Source organism: Clostridium tunisiense TJ (genome assembly GCF_000300195.1).
GTDB lineage: Bacteria > Bacillota > Clostridia > Clostridiales > Clostridiaceae > Clostridium_J > Clostridium_J tunisiense.
This window is the reverse complement of sequence record NZ_AMQH01000018.1, coordinates 61,291-75,737: the sequence shown is the minus strand read 5'-3', so window position 1 is coordinate 75,737 and position 14,447 is coordinate 61,291. Positions and strand designations below refer to the sequence as shown.

Below are 14,447 nucleotides of genomic sequence, written 5' to 3'. Positions count from 1 at the left end.
GTGGGGGTTGAGAAAATGTTACTTAAAATAATAGCGGATTTAGCACTACAGGAGATTGAAACTAGTGGTAAAGATATTGGACAGGCTGTTGTAAGAGCTATCAATACAATTAAGATTAATAGAAATATGTCCCAAGAGGAGATTGTAAATAGAGTCAAGGAGGAATGTCAATATGAATAAGGTTGTTTTAATCGGAAGGTTAACAAGAGATCCTATTTTAAATTTCACACCAGGGACAGGAACTGCAGTTACTAAATTCACTTTAGCAGTTAATAGAATATATAAAAAAGAGGGACAACCAGAAGCTGATTTTATTCCAGTAGTAGTGTGGGGTAAACAAGCAGAAAGTACAGCCAATCACAAGAGAAAAGGTGAACAGATAGCAGTATCGGGGAGAATAGAAGTAAGAAGCTACGACAAAGATGGTGAACGTAGATATACAACTGAAATAGTAGCAGATGAAGTATATTTTATTGGTTCAACAAAGAATCAACAAGACAATAGTAATTCGGTTCCTGATGATTATTTTGGCAGTGGATTTAAGCAAGATGATTCAGGAGAGGATATACCTTTTTAAGAATCAATTAAAGCTAAGTGAGGAGCTTAAGAGCTTCATACCCTTAGTGGATTGATACTATAACATAAATTAGTTTGGGGTGATTTAGAAATGGAATATTGCGAAGTGTGTGGCAGAAATCAAGTAGAACATCACCACATAGTTTCCAGGGGACAAGCTGTATACATGATTAATATAAAGCTCAATATTAAACCCGTATGTATAGAACATCATAAAGGTAGCAAAGGAGCACATGGAAATAGAGAGGTGGATTTAAAGTATAAATTAGAATTTCAAGAAAAGTTGTTTTTACTGTTTGATAAAGACTTTTACTCAGAAAAAGAAATTAAGGAAAAATTAGAAACTAACATAAATGAAGTTAGAAAAATTACTAAGAAAATGATGTTTTACAAAGAAGGATATAAAAAAGAGGAGCTTATACGCAGACTTATGGGAGGTAGAATTTATGGGGAACAAGATTGACTTCATGAATTATGCCACTTCTAGATTAAATAAAAAGAAAATAGAAACTGAAAAAGGTAGAAAAGCAGCAATATATCATCTATTAGAAAATAGTAGGAGAATACAGAGCAAATTAAGAGGTGAAAGAAAATTAGTACACAAGGAGTGGTAAGTATGGATGAATACAAAGAGGATGCAGAGAATTATATAAAGCTTGTAAATGAGTTCCATGGGTTACATGATACAGAATACGATAAAGCTTATGCAATGCATAAAATGGCACTAGCACAGTATGAGAGATGGAGCTTTATCTTACTTGAAGTAAGGAAACATGAAATAGAAACAAAGACAAAGAGGCCAGCCTTAAAAGATAGAATAGATCATGTCATGAGAACCTTAAACAATATTTATACAAGCTCTAGGATGGTATGGAGTAAAGCCAAAAATGATTTAAACCAGGGCAAATGTTAGCTATAAATAAAGAAGATAAAAGGTGTGAAATTATGACTTGGATAAGAGGTGTAAAAATAATTGCAATACCCTATAAAACATTCAAGCAGAAGATAAGAATTACTAAGGAGTATTCAAGAAGATATAAAATTGAAGATTTAGGTGGAATGTTATATATGGAGAGAAAATGAGGAGGATTATAGAATGAGTAGCTTAGAGCAAAAAGTAGAGGAAAAGTTAAATTATCTTCATGAAATGCAGAAAAAGTATCATAAGTTAAATGAAATAACTATGAATGAATATGATTGGAGAGAAAGAGCTATAAATGAACAAATAGGAGTTCTAGAAGAATTAAAAAATGAATCCATATGCAAAGAGTGGGATGAATGCTATAAAGAAGATTTAAAAGAAGCAGGGTTTTAGTTCACACACTGAAAATATTGAGTCATAACATCGGGGGGGGGATAATTTGAAATTTATAGATTTTTTCTGTGGTATTGGAACTATAAGAATGGGCATGGAAAAAGCAGGGTATGAATGTGTATATAGCGTAGAATGGGATAAGCATAAAAGGGGGATTTACAATGTTATATTCGGTAGCGAGCCAGAAGGCAAAGACATTCGGCAAGTACGAGGTTTTGAGCTTCCTAGAGCCGATTGTTGGTGTTTCGGAGCACCATGTCAAGACTTCTCAATTGCAGGCAAAAGAGAAGGACTTGAAGGAGATAGAAGCAGCTTGGTTAGAGAAATATTTAGACTCCTCAGGGAGGTTGAAGAAGAATATAGACCCAAATACTTGTTCTATGAAAATGTTAAGGGAATGCTTTCATCAAATAAAGGGTTTGACTTCCTCGAAATACTCTCTGAAATGGCCTCAGTCGGCTACGATAGAATTGAATATAGTTTACTTAATTCCAAAAACTATGGAGTTCCCCACAATAGGGAAAGAGTGTATACTGCAGGACATCTTAGAGGAGCAAGTACCAGAAAAATATTTCCTATCGGAGAAACTACAACAGGTAATCTTGAGCAATTAAATAATCCTTCACATAGTACTAATAGGCTATATAGTAGTAATGGTATTGCAAGGTGTTTAAGGGCAGAAGCTGGAGGAAAGGGTGCTAAAACCGGTTTGTATCTTGTAGGGAATACTCATCCCAGCGGAAAAGGAATGAACGGAAATGTATGGGATAGCAAAGGATTTTGTCCTGCACTAACAACAAATAAAGGCGAAGGTATGAAAGTATTAGTTAGAGAAGCTACGAAGAAAGGTTATGCGGAAGTTCACGAAGGTGACAGCATAAATCTTGCAGTGCCTGGAAGTAAAACTAGACGTGGAAGAGTAGGAAAATGTGTTGCAAATACACTTGATACATCATGTAATCAAGGCACTTTAATAAAAGGCAGAATAAGAAGATTAACTCCCAAAGAATGTTGGAGACTTCAAGGAATATCAGATGAAATAACTGATAAAGTAAGAGCAGCAGGCATATCAGATAGTCAAATGTATAGAGGTGCTGGAGATGCCTGTACAGTAAATGTAATTTATGAGATAGCAAGACGGATGAGTTAAATCGGTAAAAGAATTAAAGAAAATTGATCTTTGAGAATTGAATAATATGGTGTTTGCAAAATAAGAGTATATATTTTTGTACACAGGAATATAACATGTATGGTATAGTTTTATTATCATGAGACGTTACTTTTTATTAAAATATATGCTTATTTATATTGAGAAGCATTAATATGCATGAAAGGGGAAATAAATGGAATTTAAGGACTATGATACATTTGAAGAGTGGTTAACCTTAGTAGAAGCAAATGAAGAGGTGCTTCCGCGATTCAGCATCCCTTATCAAGAGTGGGTGGATGAATACATCGGATGTATTGAGAATAAAAGCGAGGACGAGGTTAAAGCTTTGGTTAGATGCTTATTGTTTCCGTTCACTAGAAATTTAGATGTTTTGAACTATAAAACTCATTGTAGTATAGCTAATAATGTGAAGGCTAAAACAAAAGGTTATGAGCAACTTAAAGAGCTCGTAGATAACTCAGGTATTATAGAGTATTATAGGAGAATAAAAAATGTTCAGGAAGCTTGGGAAGGATTAACTTGGGTGATACAGTTACTACCATTTCATCCATATAAGGCAATTAATGCACTTAAATTATATTTGGATGCAGAAATTATGTATATGCCAGATGATAGGATTATTGGAATAAGTCAGTGCATTGAAATAATTGAAGCAAAATTTATACACACAAACAAGGGCTTTGAAAATTCCATATTAAATCTACAACCAAGAGAATTTGAAATGCTAATAGCAAGTTTATACAGACATATTGGGTATGAGGTAGTAGTAACTTCTGCAACAAGAGATGGAGGAAAAGATATTATTGCAAGAATTCAAAGAGAAGATGGTAAAGAAACAGTTTATGTAGAATGTAAACTTTATAAAACGACTCAATTAACTAACGATAACGTTAAATCCTTCGCATATAATGTAATAAAGGATAACATAAATAGAGGAGTTATGTTTTGTACAGGCTATGTTAGCGATAAATTAAGGGAATTGGATTCGCGCATTCAAATATGGTCGTTAGAAGAAATTATTATTTTACTTAATGCGCATCTCGGGAGCGATTGGAATAAAAGACTAGATAGGTTCATTAGATTGTAGAGATGAAAGTATTTAAACTAGCTATCAATATATAAATAGTTTTCAATATACTTACTAGAGTAGATACCGTATTATTCAGAGATGAATTGTACGGTATTTTTTCGTCTTGATTCCAAAAAGAACGAAATAAATTAAAGGGGGAATTTTTAAATAGGAAAAGTTAAAATTTCAACATTGACAAAGGACACTATAGTTTATGTGGAAGGTAAATCTAATATTGTTACTGTAGCCGAGGTTTTAGAGGATATAAACTACTATAAAGAAAAAGAAATATATACAACAACACCACATCATGCTTGTTTTGATGCTGAAAGTATTATAGATATCATAATCGAAGATGAATATTGCAATGGTATTTATGATGATTGGGATAACAACATAAGAACTGATATAACTAATGTGGATATAGCAGAACTCCAAGTTATTATTGACAGGATATTAGCAAGAAGCCCAGAGCAAAATATTGCTTAGGATTCAGATAGATTAATTGAAATAGATGCTTAGTGAGAAATTTGTCAATTAAACGATCTTTGAAAATTGAATAATGCGGTATAAAAGCACACATCTTTTTATTTGTTCAGCTGTCTTATTAGCACTAATACTGATAAAATATAAGTATTAATAGAGTTGAGGTGATTTTATGAATTGGATTTCAGTAGGAACTTTACTAATATCAGCTTTAACGTTGATAATGGTTGTAGTACAGCTACTTGTAAATACTAAACAAAGAAAAATAGACAGAGAAATAGAAGTTACCATCGGGGAACGTAGACGAATGCAACAGGAGTTGTTTAAAAATGTACTTGGAATTCTTGAAATTGATAGAGAATTGGAATATGAAAAATTCTTAAAAGAAAAAAACATTCTTTTTCATCAAGTATTAAATTATAAAATAGGAGTTTGGATAAATTTAAATCGTGAAAATAGTTTTTATGTAGATTTAAGGAGAAACTGCAACTCATTAGCCACTTGGATTGCAAGTGCCTTAGAAACAGCAAATGATGATAATGAAGAACAGTCATATTTTGAGGCTAGAGACCGTAATAGACAGCATATATGGATATTAATAGATAAATATATTGAAGAAGAAGAAAGATTAGTTAAATTAATCGTAGCTGGGAAAAAATTAAAAAGACAACATCAATTTAAGCTGAATGAGAGTAAAAAGATTCATGCTAAGGATTAAAAAATAAATAACAGGTTTAAATACCGCATTATTCATGTTGAATAATTCGGTATTTTTTATGCAATAATTCAAAAATTAGGTGAAGGATGTGGGGACAATGAATGAGAAGATATTAGAACTACTTAGATATATAAAGTTATTTAGTGAAGCTGAAGTGTTAGAAGAGTAGTTTGAAGCCTTCAGTCAATATGATGAAGAGATAGAGACTATAGATGATTTAATAGAAGCTTGTGAAACGGAAGTAAGTTATTGGCAAGCTAATTGAAAGGTGTGGGATTAACATGAAGGATTACTTAAGAGATTATGCTACTGCTGCATTTAGATTTTATGCAAAGAATGGAATGTCAGCCGAGAAGTTTAAACAGAAGATATATTTTGAAACATTAGATGAAATAAAGAGGAAAGAAACTTATGCTAAGAGTGGGGTATCAAAACCAACTGAAGAAGCTCTTATTAAGGCAGAAAAAGCAGTTAACGAGAGAATATCAGAAATATTAGATATGGAAGCTGTGGACAAGGTGTTAGCCGAACTAGAAGCTAGGCACAAAATAGAAGTGCTTAAAGCTATTAAGATAGTTTACTTTAAAGATTCAGATAAGGAGCTGCAACTTGGTGATATTAAAGATAGAGTTATTAAGGCTAGTGTTGAAATAGGAGCTTCAGATAGAAATATTTATCGTTGGTTAAAACAGTCAAGAGAATTGTTTTCATATCAAAGAGGGTTAAGAATTAGTAGTTTAAATGATAATAGACATTAATGATTTGGATAGTTCATGAAATGAGCATTGATAGAAATATCAGTGCTTATTTTAAATTTATGCTATAAAAGAAAGGGTTTTAATTGGAAGTATATAATATATATACTATGGGGGTGGAAGAAGTGAGCGATTATAGGACTAAAGATTGTTGTAAAGAGTGTAAAAGGTATTATGAAGAAAATGATTGGAAAAGAGATTATATTTATAATAAATTTCCAATAGATGATGAACAAACTGATAAAATAAAAGACATATCACAAGGTATTAGCAGAATGCCTAAAAGTTTATATAAGTATAAGTCTGCTGCCTTTTGCAAGGATAACTTAAAAGATGATACAATGTGGATAAGTTATTCAAATGAATTAAATGACCCGTTTGAGTGTCAAATATCAATGGGGAATGATAAAGAAAAGTTAGAGAAAATGTATAACAATGACTTAGGATTAGAACCAGAGCTATTTAAACAAGCTAGAAAATATAATTACAAAAACAATCTTGAAAAGGATTTAAGACCAATTTATGATGAATTTAGAAAATGTGTTGCTGTTGGCTCGTTTAGTGAAGAGTTCAACTTAGTACATATGTGGAGTTACTATGGAGGAAGTCATAATGGTATATGTTTACGGTACGATTTCCAAAAGGTTAAACATCTTCATTCTGACATATATCCAGTAGTATATCAAAAATGCTTACCAGATATAACTGCGACTAATAATGATAAAAATTGTGATAATTATTTTTATAGAGCACTGCTTACTAAGTCATTAAGTTGGAAACATGAAAAAGAATGGAGGATAATCAAATTTAATAATCAAGATACAAATGGATATGATATTGAAATGCCTAAACCTAAAAGTGTGTTTTTAGGATGCAGATTAAGCAATGCAGATAAAGAAGAAATAAAACATATTTGCAAAGAAAAGAAAATAGATGTATGGGAAATGGAATTAAGTAAAGATGAATATGCTATGTTATTTAAAAAGTGTACCAACGAATAAATGTATATTTTGTTAAAACAATAAAGTAGGAATTAGTTTTCATCTGCAATACTTATCTCATAAAAGAATGATAGGCAATTATAATATAAAAAGTTGTCAGTAATGAGGGTATATTATATGTTATTATGTATATAGTTGATATAGTAAGCACTGGCGAGAAGCTGGTGCTTTTCTTCTTAAAGTAAAGCTCCCATATTTCTTAGATGGTATTGCTTTTTTGAAGTGATAATATCTGTTGTGAAATATTAAGTAATATTGTAAAGTATTGCATAGAGGGGGAGATAAAATGAATAAAAAAATTAAGAAGACAACAGTAATTTTATATTTATTGTTATTATTATTATCATTATTATTGGGTTTAGTATGGTTTCTATCACCATTGAGTGGGTTTATGTATGATAAGCAAGTAGAAATAACAATTACTTTTATAGGGTCCTTAATAGGTGGAATTACTACACTTATAGCATTATGGATAAGTACCAATGAAACAAGAAAGATACAAGAAGAAAATAGAAAAGATCAAAATAATTTAATAATACTAAAAGAAAAAAAAGAATTCAGAACTAATGCATTTATAATAGAAAATGATTTAAAAATATGCTTTAAAGATTTGTTTAATATACTTGTGCAATATTCTCTTGATAATGCAAAGCCAGATATGAAAAAAGAAGAAAGAATAAGAGCGATTTTATCTTGGAAAGAAATTTTAAGAGGAATTAATTATTCTTCAAGTTGGAGAGCAGAAATCAGGACATTATCAAGTATAATGAAAATGGATGATTTAAATTATATCTACGAAATGTATACATTATTAGAAAAAAGCAAACAGTTTTTAAATTTATCAGAAAACAATAAACATAGTTATGTGGAGGTACATAGAAATATCGAGTTAATTCCTAAGGAGTTTGTATTTAATGAGAAATTTCTAGAAGATTATAGTAACTTGAAATACTGTGTTGAAGAACATGACTATTATGTAAAGATATATGAGTTTGATCATAATAAGCCAAGTACTCCTGGTATGGAACCGCCACCAAAGGTTAGTTTAGAAGAAAAGGAAGATTTAAAAGTTAACATAGAAAATTTAAAATATATCATATATAGTTCTAAAAAAGTATTTGAGGATATAAGAGAAGAACAGGAGAATAATCATTTGAAATACTATGATTTTTTAAATGATAAATGGAAAAGCATATTTAAAGAGTTACATGAAATTAGCAACGATAATAATTAAAATAATTTTCATGATTTATAGAACTACCTTCATTGGTAGTTCTTATCGTTTTAGGAGGATATACATGCATAAAGATTTAGTTAAAGTGAGTGATTTGCGTAGGTCAGCAGCAAATATATTAGGTAAGTTTTTAGAATTGTAAAGAAAAGAAGCTCAAGGAGAAAACGTTGAAAAAGAACATAAATCTATAATGGGAAGATTTATGCTTAAGATAGTGGAGCGTCAGGCTTTAGGAGAAAAGGTTTAATGGCAATACTAAGACTATGTGGTTGGACAGGATGTACTAAGGTTATAAAAAATGAAGCTAAGTACTGCAGTAAGCATCAAGCTATTCATGCTGAAGCAGAGAAGGCTAGACATACTGAGTATAGATTAAAGAGACCAGATAAAAAAGAGCAAGACTTTTATAATACCTTAGAATGGAAGAGAATTCGTGATGTAGCTAGAGCAATGCAGAATGGTGTAGATGTATTTAGTTATTATATCTTAGACAAAGTAGAAGAAGCTGAAACATATCACCATATTATTGAGATAAAGGAAGACTGGACAAGAAGATTAGATATAGATAATCTAATAGGATTAACGGAAAGTAATCATCGAAGGATACACAAACTTTATAATAAGTCCATAAGAGATAAGAAACAAATACAAAAACTATTATTTAATTTAGTTCAAAGATACTATAAAGAGTTTGGATAATAGGGTGGGGGTATCAAAAGTTTTTCTTTTTATTAAAATGTCGCGGGTCCTAACCTTCTGTGAATTTTTTGGCTACTTTTTGCTATGGGGGGAGTCCTAGCCTAATGAAAGGAGGTAAATGTATGAAAGATAAAATCACATGCCCTTCCTGGATGGATAGTGAAGCTAAGAAAGAATGGAAAAGAATAATAAAAATTGTGGAAACTGAAAACAAGGAAATTACTGCTAAGGATTTGAAAACTTTGGAAGCTTATTGCATGAACTATTCCAAGTGGAAGGAGTGTGAAAATATACTTAGAAAAAAAGGGTATACATTTACTACTCCTAATGGATATGAGCAGCAACGACCAGAAGTATCAATAAGTAATAAGGCCCAAGAGCGGATGGTTACCTGTGCTAAGGAGCTAGGATTGACACCAGCAGCGAGGGCTAGAGCAAATAAAAGTATTACTTCAGGTGGTGAACCAAAGACAGAAGAAGAAAAACAAATGGAAGGGTTAATTTCATAATGGTTAGCACACGCCTAGAAAAACTTTTAGAAGAAAATAGGCTCAAGCAAAAACTTGACTTAGAATCTTTCCTAGCAGAAATGAAAATTAAGTGGGATAGCAATAAATATTATTATGATGAAGAAGAAGCTAGAAAAATATTTAAGTTTATTAGTTTGTTGAAAAATGACAAAGGTACTTCAAGGAAATTCACAGTATTAAAGTTTCAGTTTGAAATAATTACAGAAATATTATGTGTTAAGCATAAAAAGAATAACCTGAGAAGATTTAGAGAAGCACACATAAACATTGCAAGAAAAAACTCTAAGTCTTTTTTAATTGGAATAATTTTAAGTTATCTATTCTTCTGTCAGCCTAAGATATTTGGAGCTTTATTTATAATTACAGGTAATACTACAAAGCAGGCTGCAGAGCTATACAATACCTTTAAGGCATTTGTCAGAAGTAATAAAGCATTATTAAAGAGATGTAAAATATTAGATAGTACTAAGACAATAATAAGAAAAGACAATGGTAATAAGTTAATTGTATTATCTAATGATGGTGGAGGAGCTGACTCATATGCAGTTTATTCATGTGCTTTAGATGAAATTCACGAGTATGCAAGTGATGAAATCTACGGCAAATTAAAAACTGGTCAAGGTATATGGGATGAACCATTAACCTTCACAATTACTACTGCTTCCAGCGGAGAAGATGAAACCAATCTTGAAATGCAGTTATATAAAATGGCAAAAGCTATGGAGGAAGGCAAAGGAGAAGATGAAACATTCTACTATAAAATCTATGAAGCTGAGAAGGATTGTAAAATTGATGATTATATGCAGTGGTTTAATGCTAATCCAGCCTTAGGAGAGTTTAGAAAGCCTGATGATATAGTTAACTTTGCAAATAGGGTTAAACTAATGCCGCTTCAGGAGAATATGTTCAGAAGAATGTTTTTAAATCAACATGTAGCTACAGATCATATTAAGAGTGCCATTAATATGGAATTGTGGGACAAGTGCACAGCTAAAATTGACATTGGGGATTTAAAAGGGTGGAAATGTTGGTGTGGACTAGACTTATCATCAAAGAATGACGTTACAGCTTTTGTTCTTGTATTTTATAATGAGGAAATAGATAAGTTTATAATATATCCTTATTTATATACTCCAAAAGCCACAATGGTGGAAAGGCAGGAAAAAGACAATAACCCATATGTTAAGTGGGAAAAACAAGGAGATTTAACTGCATTAGAAGGTAAATATATTAACTTTGAGAGACTTCTTGATAACCTTTATGACTTAGACAGTGAGTTTATTATAGAGCAGATTGGTTTTGATAGGTGGGGTAGTGCAACTATTATTAATAGACTAGAAGAAAAGTGGGACGTAATACCTATAGGTCAAGGTAGTAAGACAATGACTCAGGTAATAAATGATTTTGAGAATCTTCTAATTGATGAAAGATTAATTATTGCAAATAATGAGGTTTTCAGGTTCATGGCAAAGAATTGTGTAGCTAAAATAGACGAAAATAATGGAGTTATGTTCTCTAAAAAGAGGTCAGAATTCAAAATAGATGGAATTATTGCCATGCTGATGGGTCTATTGCTAGCTATAGAAGAAAATGAGATAAACCATTATGACCCAATAGATGCTTTAGATAAGATGGGAGAGAGCTGGGATGATTAAAAATTTAAAAGAAAAAATTAAAAAGAGGTTCAAACTTAATATTACTATCAGGAAAAAGAAGATATTAGTTGCTGATGTGCTCCTAATTACTTCTTTTTTTATTATGGTTAGTACTACATTTATACTCAATAAGTACATAGCAATGTATTTACTAAGCACAATTTTAATTATCCTGAGTTATTTTATTGCGAGGGAGGTGAAATAAGTGAATGTTTGCTAACAAATTATTTGAAAGAAGATCAATAGAGCTATCAAGGCAGGAAATTAGCTTGCTAGATTTGATTGGCATAGATGGAGGAAACTTTGGAAGCAGTGATGCTCTTAAAGAGGCAACATACTTTACCTGCATCAAAGTTTTAGCAGAGAACATAGGGAAAATGCCTTGCCATTTAATGCAAAGGACAGAAGATGGAAAAAGAATTGCTAGAGAGCATCCTCTATATGAGATGGTGAACTTAAGACCTAATGAATTCATGACAGCTATTGATTATCAAAAGGCTATAGAAACCATTAGACAGCATGAGGGGCATTCATATGCGCTAATTGTTAAAAAGGGTAACTATGTAAAAAGTTTATATCCTTTTAGGCCATCTAGAATAGTAATTGATGATAAAGGAATTGTTAATAGTACTAAATTAAATAAAATTCTAATTTATTATAAGGATGAAACAGGCAAAGAACAATCAACATTATATGGCAATGTGCTACATTTCAAAGGATTTTCTAAAGATGGTTACAGGTTTTCTAGTATAAGAAGTAGTCTAAAAGATACAATTGAAACTAATATAGAAAGTCAATCTTATCTAAAACGTCTATTTACTAATGGATTAACTTCTAAATTGTTATTACAACTTACATCAGATATTAAAGATGATAAGGAGTTAAAGAAAATACAGACTAGATTTGAAAAGTTAGCTAATGGTACTACAAATACAGGGAAAATATTACCCGTACCAGCAGGATACAATGTGACTCCAATAAATTTAAGTTTGGCAGATGCACAGTTTGAACAAATAAAGAAAATGTCTATTAAACAAATAGCTGCAGCATTTGGAATTAAAATGCACCAACTGAATGATTTGCAAGACACAAATAATAATTCTCTAGAACAACAAAATTTAAGTTTTTATGTTGACACCTTACTTCCATTACTTACATCAATAGAACAGGAGATGGATTGGAAGCTACTAACTGAGGATGAAAGAAAGCAGGGGTACTATTTTAGGTTCAATGAAAATGTAATTCTAAGAACAGATAGTAAGACTCAAGCGGAAATATTAACTAAATATGTAGCTGGATCCATAAAAGCACCTAATGAAGCAAGGTGGGATTTAGGGTACATGAAAAAAGAAGGGGGAGACGACCTTATTGTTAACAGTGGGGTGTTTAAACTTAAGGATATTAATGAAGTAGTACGATTGAAAGGAGGTGATAGCAATGGAGGAAAAAGAGAAGGATAAACTTGAGTTTAGGAGCCTGGAAAATATAGAGGTTAGAGAAAGCGAGGATGAGGCAAAAGAATTAGTCTTAGAGGGGTATATTGCTAAGTTTGATTCAGCAACAGAACTCTGGACAGGGTATTTTGAGAAAATAGATAGAAGTGCTTTTGATGATACTTTGAAAGATGGACATAATATTTTCTTGCTTTATAGTCATGATTATTCAAAGCCTTTAGCAAGTACCAGGAATGAAACCTTAAAGTTATCCGTAGACAAAGCAGGTTTAAAGTTTGAAGCTAAAGTTAACTCGAAACTTAGTTATGCTAGTGATGTTCACGAACTTGTTAAATCAGGAGAAGTAAGAGGGTGTTCCTTTGGCTTTAGAGTGCTTCAACATAGTGTTGAGTACGATAGAGAGAATGACACTGTAATGAGAACTTTAAAGAAAATAGATTTAAGAGAGGGTACAATTACAGCTATTCCAGCCTATGAGGATACTGTAGTTCAGGCAAGAGCAAAGCAGTTTAGGGAAGAATTTAATAATAAAGATGAAGAAGTAAGAGCTTTAACTCAGGATTTAGATGAGTTAGAGCTTTTATATTTAGAAAAAGAATTTGGAGGGAATATTAATGGATAAAATTTTAGAATTAAAATCAAAAATAGGTAACTTATTAGGGGAAACAAGAAGCTTAAAGGACCAAGGTAAAATTGAAGAAGCTCAGGCAAAACTTACTGAAATCAGAACACTTCAAAAGCAATTAGAAGTAGAGGAAGCTTTAGCAGCAGAGGAGAAAAGAGATCTTGAAGCTCAAGGAAATCATCAAAAGAGGGACACTAATACAGATGATGATGAGCATTTAGAGTATAGAGACATATTTGTTAAGGCTTTTAGAGGCAGGAAACTTTCTGAAGATGAAGAAAGAATGCTTGATGAACACAGAGCATTATCTTCAACAACAGGTGAAGATGGTGGATATTTAATTCCAATAGACCAAGATACTAAGATAAATGAACTTAAAAGGGACTTTACAGCATTAGAAAACTTTGTAACTGTGCAACCTGTTACTACGCTTACTGGTTCAAGAGTACTAGAGAAGAATGCTGATACTGTTCCAATGCAAGAGTTTACTGAGGATGGAGATGTTCCAGATGCAGATACACCAAAATTTGTGCCTTTAGAATATAACATAAAGGATAGAGGGGCATTTTTACCTATACCAGGTAATTTAATGGCTGATTCTGATCAAAACATTCTAGCATATATTGAAAACTGGGTTAGAAAAAAGGACAAAGCTACTAAGAATGCTCTTATATTAGAAGAATTAGGGAATTTGTCTAAGAAGGCAGTAGCTAATGTAGACGATATAAAAGACATAATGAACGTTAATTTAGATCCTGCGATTGAAGCGGGAGCAATAGCGCTAACAAACCAAGATGGTTACAATTATCTTGATAAGTTAAAAGATGCAGATGGAAAGTATATTCTTCAACCAGATCCTACACAACCAGGAAAAAAGCTTATAAATGGTAAGCCTCTTCATAAAATATCAAATAAGGTTTTAAAAACAGTTACTGATGGAGTTACAAAGAAAGCTCCACTTATTATCGGTGATTTGAAAGAAGCTATTGTTCTATGGGATAGACAGCAATTATCAATAAAAACTACAGATGTTGGAGGAACTGCATTTAAAAAGAATAGAACAGAAATGAGAGCAATTACAAGGGTGGATGTGTCAAAGTTTGATACTGAAGCAGCTGTATATGGCGAAATTACATTGCCATAGTAATAAAAGGAAGGG

General features: G+C 31.8%; 20 protein-coding genes. All 20 read left to right on the top strand.

Features of this window, described 5'->3' with window-relative positions; genetic code table 11:
• Window positions 1–15: 15 nt before the first annotated feature.
• Window positions 16–180 carry a hypothetical protein gene (locus C661_RS23780; protein ID WP_017416791.1) on the top strand — a complete coding sequence of 55 codons (165 nt, stop codon included), beginning with the start codon at window positions 16–18 and terminating at the stop codon, window positions 178–180.
• The gene (locus C661_RS0118315) at window positions 173–577 is read left to right on the top strand and encodes a single-stranded DNA-binding protein (RefSeq protein ID WP_017416790.1); all 405 of its coding nucleotides are present in this window, start codon (window positions 173–175) and stop codon (window positions 575–577) included. Before C661_RS23780 ends, C661_RS0118315 begins: the two co-directional genes overlap by 8 nt.
• A gap of 90 nt (window positions 578–667) precedes the next feature.
• Complete coding sequence (locus C661_RS0118310; protein ID WP_017416789.1) at window positions 668–1,039, top strand: hypothetical protein; 372 nt, start codon at window positions 668–670, stop codon at window positions 1,037–1,039.
• Window positions 1,023–1,190 carry a hypothetical protein gene (locus C661_RS23775; RefSeq protein ID WP_017416788.1) on the top strand — a complete coding sequence of 56 codons (168 nt, stop codon included), beginning with the start codon at window positions 1,023–1,025 and terminating at the stop codon, window positions 1,188–1,190. Before C661_RS0118310 ends, C661_RS23775 begins: the two co-directional genes overlap by 17 nt.
• A gap of 2 nt (window positions 1,191–1,192) precedes the next feature.
• A complete protein-coding gene (locus C661_RS0118300; protein WP_017416787.1) occupies window positions 1,193–1,489 on the top strand; it encodes a hypothetical protein in 297 nt (98 codons plus the stop codon).
• Window positions 1,483–1,659 carry a hypothetical protein gene (locus C661_RS0118295; protein ID WP_017416786.1) on the top strand — a complete coding sequence of 59 codons (177 nt, stop codon included), beginning with the start codon at window positions 1,483–1,485 and terminating at the stop codon, window positions 1,657–1,659. The genes C661_RS0118300 and C661_RS0118295 overlap by 7 nt, the downstream gene beginning before the upstream one ends.
• A 13-nt stretch (window positions 1,660–1,672) precedes the next feature.
• Complete coding sequence (locus C661_RS0118290) at window positions 1,673–1,891, top strand: hypothetical protein (RefSeq protein ID WP_017416785.1); 219 nt, start codon at window positions 1,673–1,675, stop codon at window positions 1,889–1,891.
• Window positions 1,892–1,937: 46 nt separating this feature from the next.
• Complete coding sequence (locus C661_RS22325; protein ID WP_017416784.1) at window positions 1,938–3,041, top strand: DNA cytosine methyltransferase; 1,104 nt, start codon at window positions 1,938–1,940, stop codon at window positions 3,039–3,041.
• Between the two features lie 193 nt (window positions 3,042–3,234).
• A complete protein-coding gene (locus tag C661_RS0118275; RefSeq protein WP_017416783.1) occupies window positions 3,235–4,149 on the top strand; it encodes a restriction endonuclease in 915 nt (304 codons plus the stop codon).
• A gap of 174 nt (window positions 4,150–4,323) precedes the next feature.
• Window positions 4,324–4,620 carry a hypothetical protein gene (locus tag C661_RS0118270; protein ID WP_017416782.1) on the top strand — a complete coding sequence of 99 codons (297 nt, stop codon included), beginning with the start codon at window positions 4,324–4,326 and terminating at the stop codon, window positions 4,618–4,620.
• Between the two features lie 169 nt (window positions 4,621–4,789).
• A complete protein-coding gene (locus tag C661_RS22320; RefSeq protein ID WP_017416781.1) occupies window positions 4,790–5,335 on the top strand; it encodes a hypothetical protein in 546 nt (181 codons plus the stop codon).
• Window positions 5,336–5,616: 281 nt separating this feature from the next.
• On the top strand, window positions 5,617–6,093 hold the full coding sequence (locus C661_RS0118255) for a hypothetical protein (protein WP_017416780.1): 477 nt from the start codon (window positions 5,617–5,619) through the stop codon (window positions 6,091–6,093).
• Window positions 6,094–6,215: 122 nt separating this feature from the next.
• Window positions 6,216–7,091: a DUF2971 domain-containing protein gene (locus C661_RS0118250; protein WP_017416779.1), complete on the top strand. Its 876-nt coding sequence runs from the start codon at window positions 6,216–6,218 to the stop codon at window positions 7,089–7,091.
• A 286-nt stretch (window positions 7,092–7,377) separates the two neighbouring features.
• The gene (locus tag C661_RS0118245) at window positions 7,378–8,325 is read left to right on the top strand and encodes a hypothetical protein (protein ID WP_017416778.1); all 948 of its coding nucleotides are present in this window, start codon (window positions 7,378–7,380) and stop codon (window positions 8,323–8,325) included.
• 246 nt (window positions 8,326–8,571) lie between these two features.
• The gene (locus C661_RS0118240) at window positions 8,572–9,024 is read left to right on the top strand and encodes a hypothetical protein (RefSeq protein ID WP_017416777.1); all 453 of its coding nucleotides are present in this window, start codon (window positions 8,572–8,574) and stop codon (window positions 9,022–9,024) included.
• A gap of 122 nt (window positions 9,025–9,146) precedes the next feature.
• The gene (locus C661_RS0118235) at window positions 9,147–9,533 is read left to right on the top strand and encodes a phage terminase small subunit P27 family (protein ID WP_017416776.1); all 387 of its coding nucleotides are present in this window, start codon (window positions 9,147–9,149) and stop codon (window positions 9,531–9,533) included.
• Window positions 9,533–11,209, top strand: coding sequence for a terminase large subunit (locus C661_RS0118230; protein ID WP_017416775.1), 1,677 nt, complete (start codon window positions 9,533–9,535; stop codon window positions 11,207–11,209). Before C661_RS0118235 ends, C661_RS0118230 begins: the two co-directional genes overlap by 1 nt.
• Window positions 11,210–11,418: 209 nt before the next feature.
• The gene (locus C661_RS0118220) at window positions 11,419–12,669 is read left to right on the top strand and encodes a phage portal protein (RefSeq protein WP_017416773.1); all 1,251 of its coding nucleotides are present in this window, start codon (window positions 11,419–11,421) and stop codon (window positions 12,667–12,669) included.
• Entirely contained in the window at window positions 12,647–13,285 is a 639-nt protein-coding gene (locus C661_RS0118215) for an HK97 family phage prohead protease (RefSeq protein ID WP_017416772.1), read from the top strand. The genes C661_RS0118220 and C661_RS0118215 overlap by 23 nt, the downstream gene beginning before the upstream one ends.
• Window positions 13,278–14,432 carry a phage major capsid protein gene (locus C661_RS0118210; protein WP_017416771.1) on the top strand — a complete coding sequence of 385 codons (1,155 nt, stop codon included), beginning with the start codon at window positions 13,278–13,280 and terminating at the stop codon, window positions 14,430–14,432. Before C661_RS0118215 ends, C661_RS0118210 begins: the two co-directional genes overlap by 8 nt.
• The last annotated feature ends 15 nt before the right edge of the window (window positions 14,433–14,447 follow it).

Excerpts from the sequence above, each read along its gene's own strand:
- C661_RS23780 (WP_017416791.1), top strand. The coding sequence starts at position 16 with ATGTTACTTAAAATAATAGCGGATTTAGCACTACAGGAGATTGAAACT.
- C661_RS0118315 (WP_017416790.1), top strand. The coding sequence starts at position 173 with ATGAATAAGGTTGTTTTAATCGGAAGGTTAACAAGAGATCCTATTTTA.
- C661_RS0118310 (WP_017416789.1), top strand. The coding sequence starts at position 668 with ATGGAATATTGCGAAGTGTGTGGCAGAAATCAAGTAGAACATCACCAC.
- C661_RS23775 (WP_017416788.1), top strand. The coding sequence starts at position 1,023 with ATGGGGAACAAGATTGACTTCATGAATTATGCCACTTCTAGATTAAAT.
- C661_RS0118300 (WP_017416787.1), top strand. The coding sequence starts at position 1,193 with ATGGATGAATACAAAGAGGATGCAGAGAATTATATAAAGCTTGTAAAT.
- C661_RS0118295 (WP_017416786.1), top strand. The coding sequence starts at position 1,483 with ATGTTAGCTATAAATAAAGAAGATAAAAGGTGTGAAATTATGACTTGG.
- C661_RS0118290 (WP_017416785.1), top strand. The coding sequence starts at position 1,673 with ATGAGTAGCTTAGAGCAAAAAGTAGAGGAAAAGTTAAATTATCTTCAT.
- C661_RS0118275 (WP_017416783.1), top strand. The coding sequence starts at position 3,235 with ATGGAATTTAAGGACTATGATACATTTGAAGAGTGGTTAACCTTAGTA.
- C661_RS22320 (WP_017416781.1), top strand. The coding sequence starts at position 4,790 with ATGAATTGGATTTCAGTAGGAACTTTACTAATATCAGCTTTAACGTTG.
- C661_RS0118255 (WP_017416780.1), top strand. The coding sequence starts at position 5,617 with ATGAAGGATTACTTAAGAGATTATGCTACTGCTGCATTTAGATTTTAT.
- C661_RS0118245 (WP_017416778.1), top strand. The coding sequence starts at position 7,378 with ATGAATAAAAAAATTAAGAAGACAACAGTAATTTTATATTTATTGTTA.
- C661_RS0118240 (WP_017416777.1), top strand. The coding sequence starts at position 8,572 with ATGGCAATACTAAGACTATGTGGTTGGACAGGATGTACTAAGGTTATA.
- C661_RS0118235 (WP_017416776.1), top strand. The coding sequence starts at position 9,147 with ATGAAAGATAAAATCACATGCCCTTCCTGGATGGATAGTGAAGCTAAG.
- C661_RS0118230 (WP_017416775.1), top strand. The coding sequence starts at position 9,533 with ATGGTTAGCACACGCCTAGAAAAACTTTTAGAAGAAAATAGGCTCAAG.
- C661_RS0118220 (WP_017416773.1), top strand. The coding sequence starts at position 11,419 with ATGTTTGCTAACAAATTATTTGAAAGAAGATCAATAGAGCTATCAAGG.
- C661_RS0118215 (WP_017416772.1), top strand. The coding sequence starts at position 12,647 with ATGGAGGAAAAAGAGAAGGATAAACTTGAGTTTAGGAGCCTGGAAAAT.
- C661_RS0118210 (WP_017416771.1), top strand. The coding sequence starts at position 13,278 with ATGGATAAAATTTTAGAATTAAAATCAAAAATAGGTAACTTATTAGGG.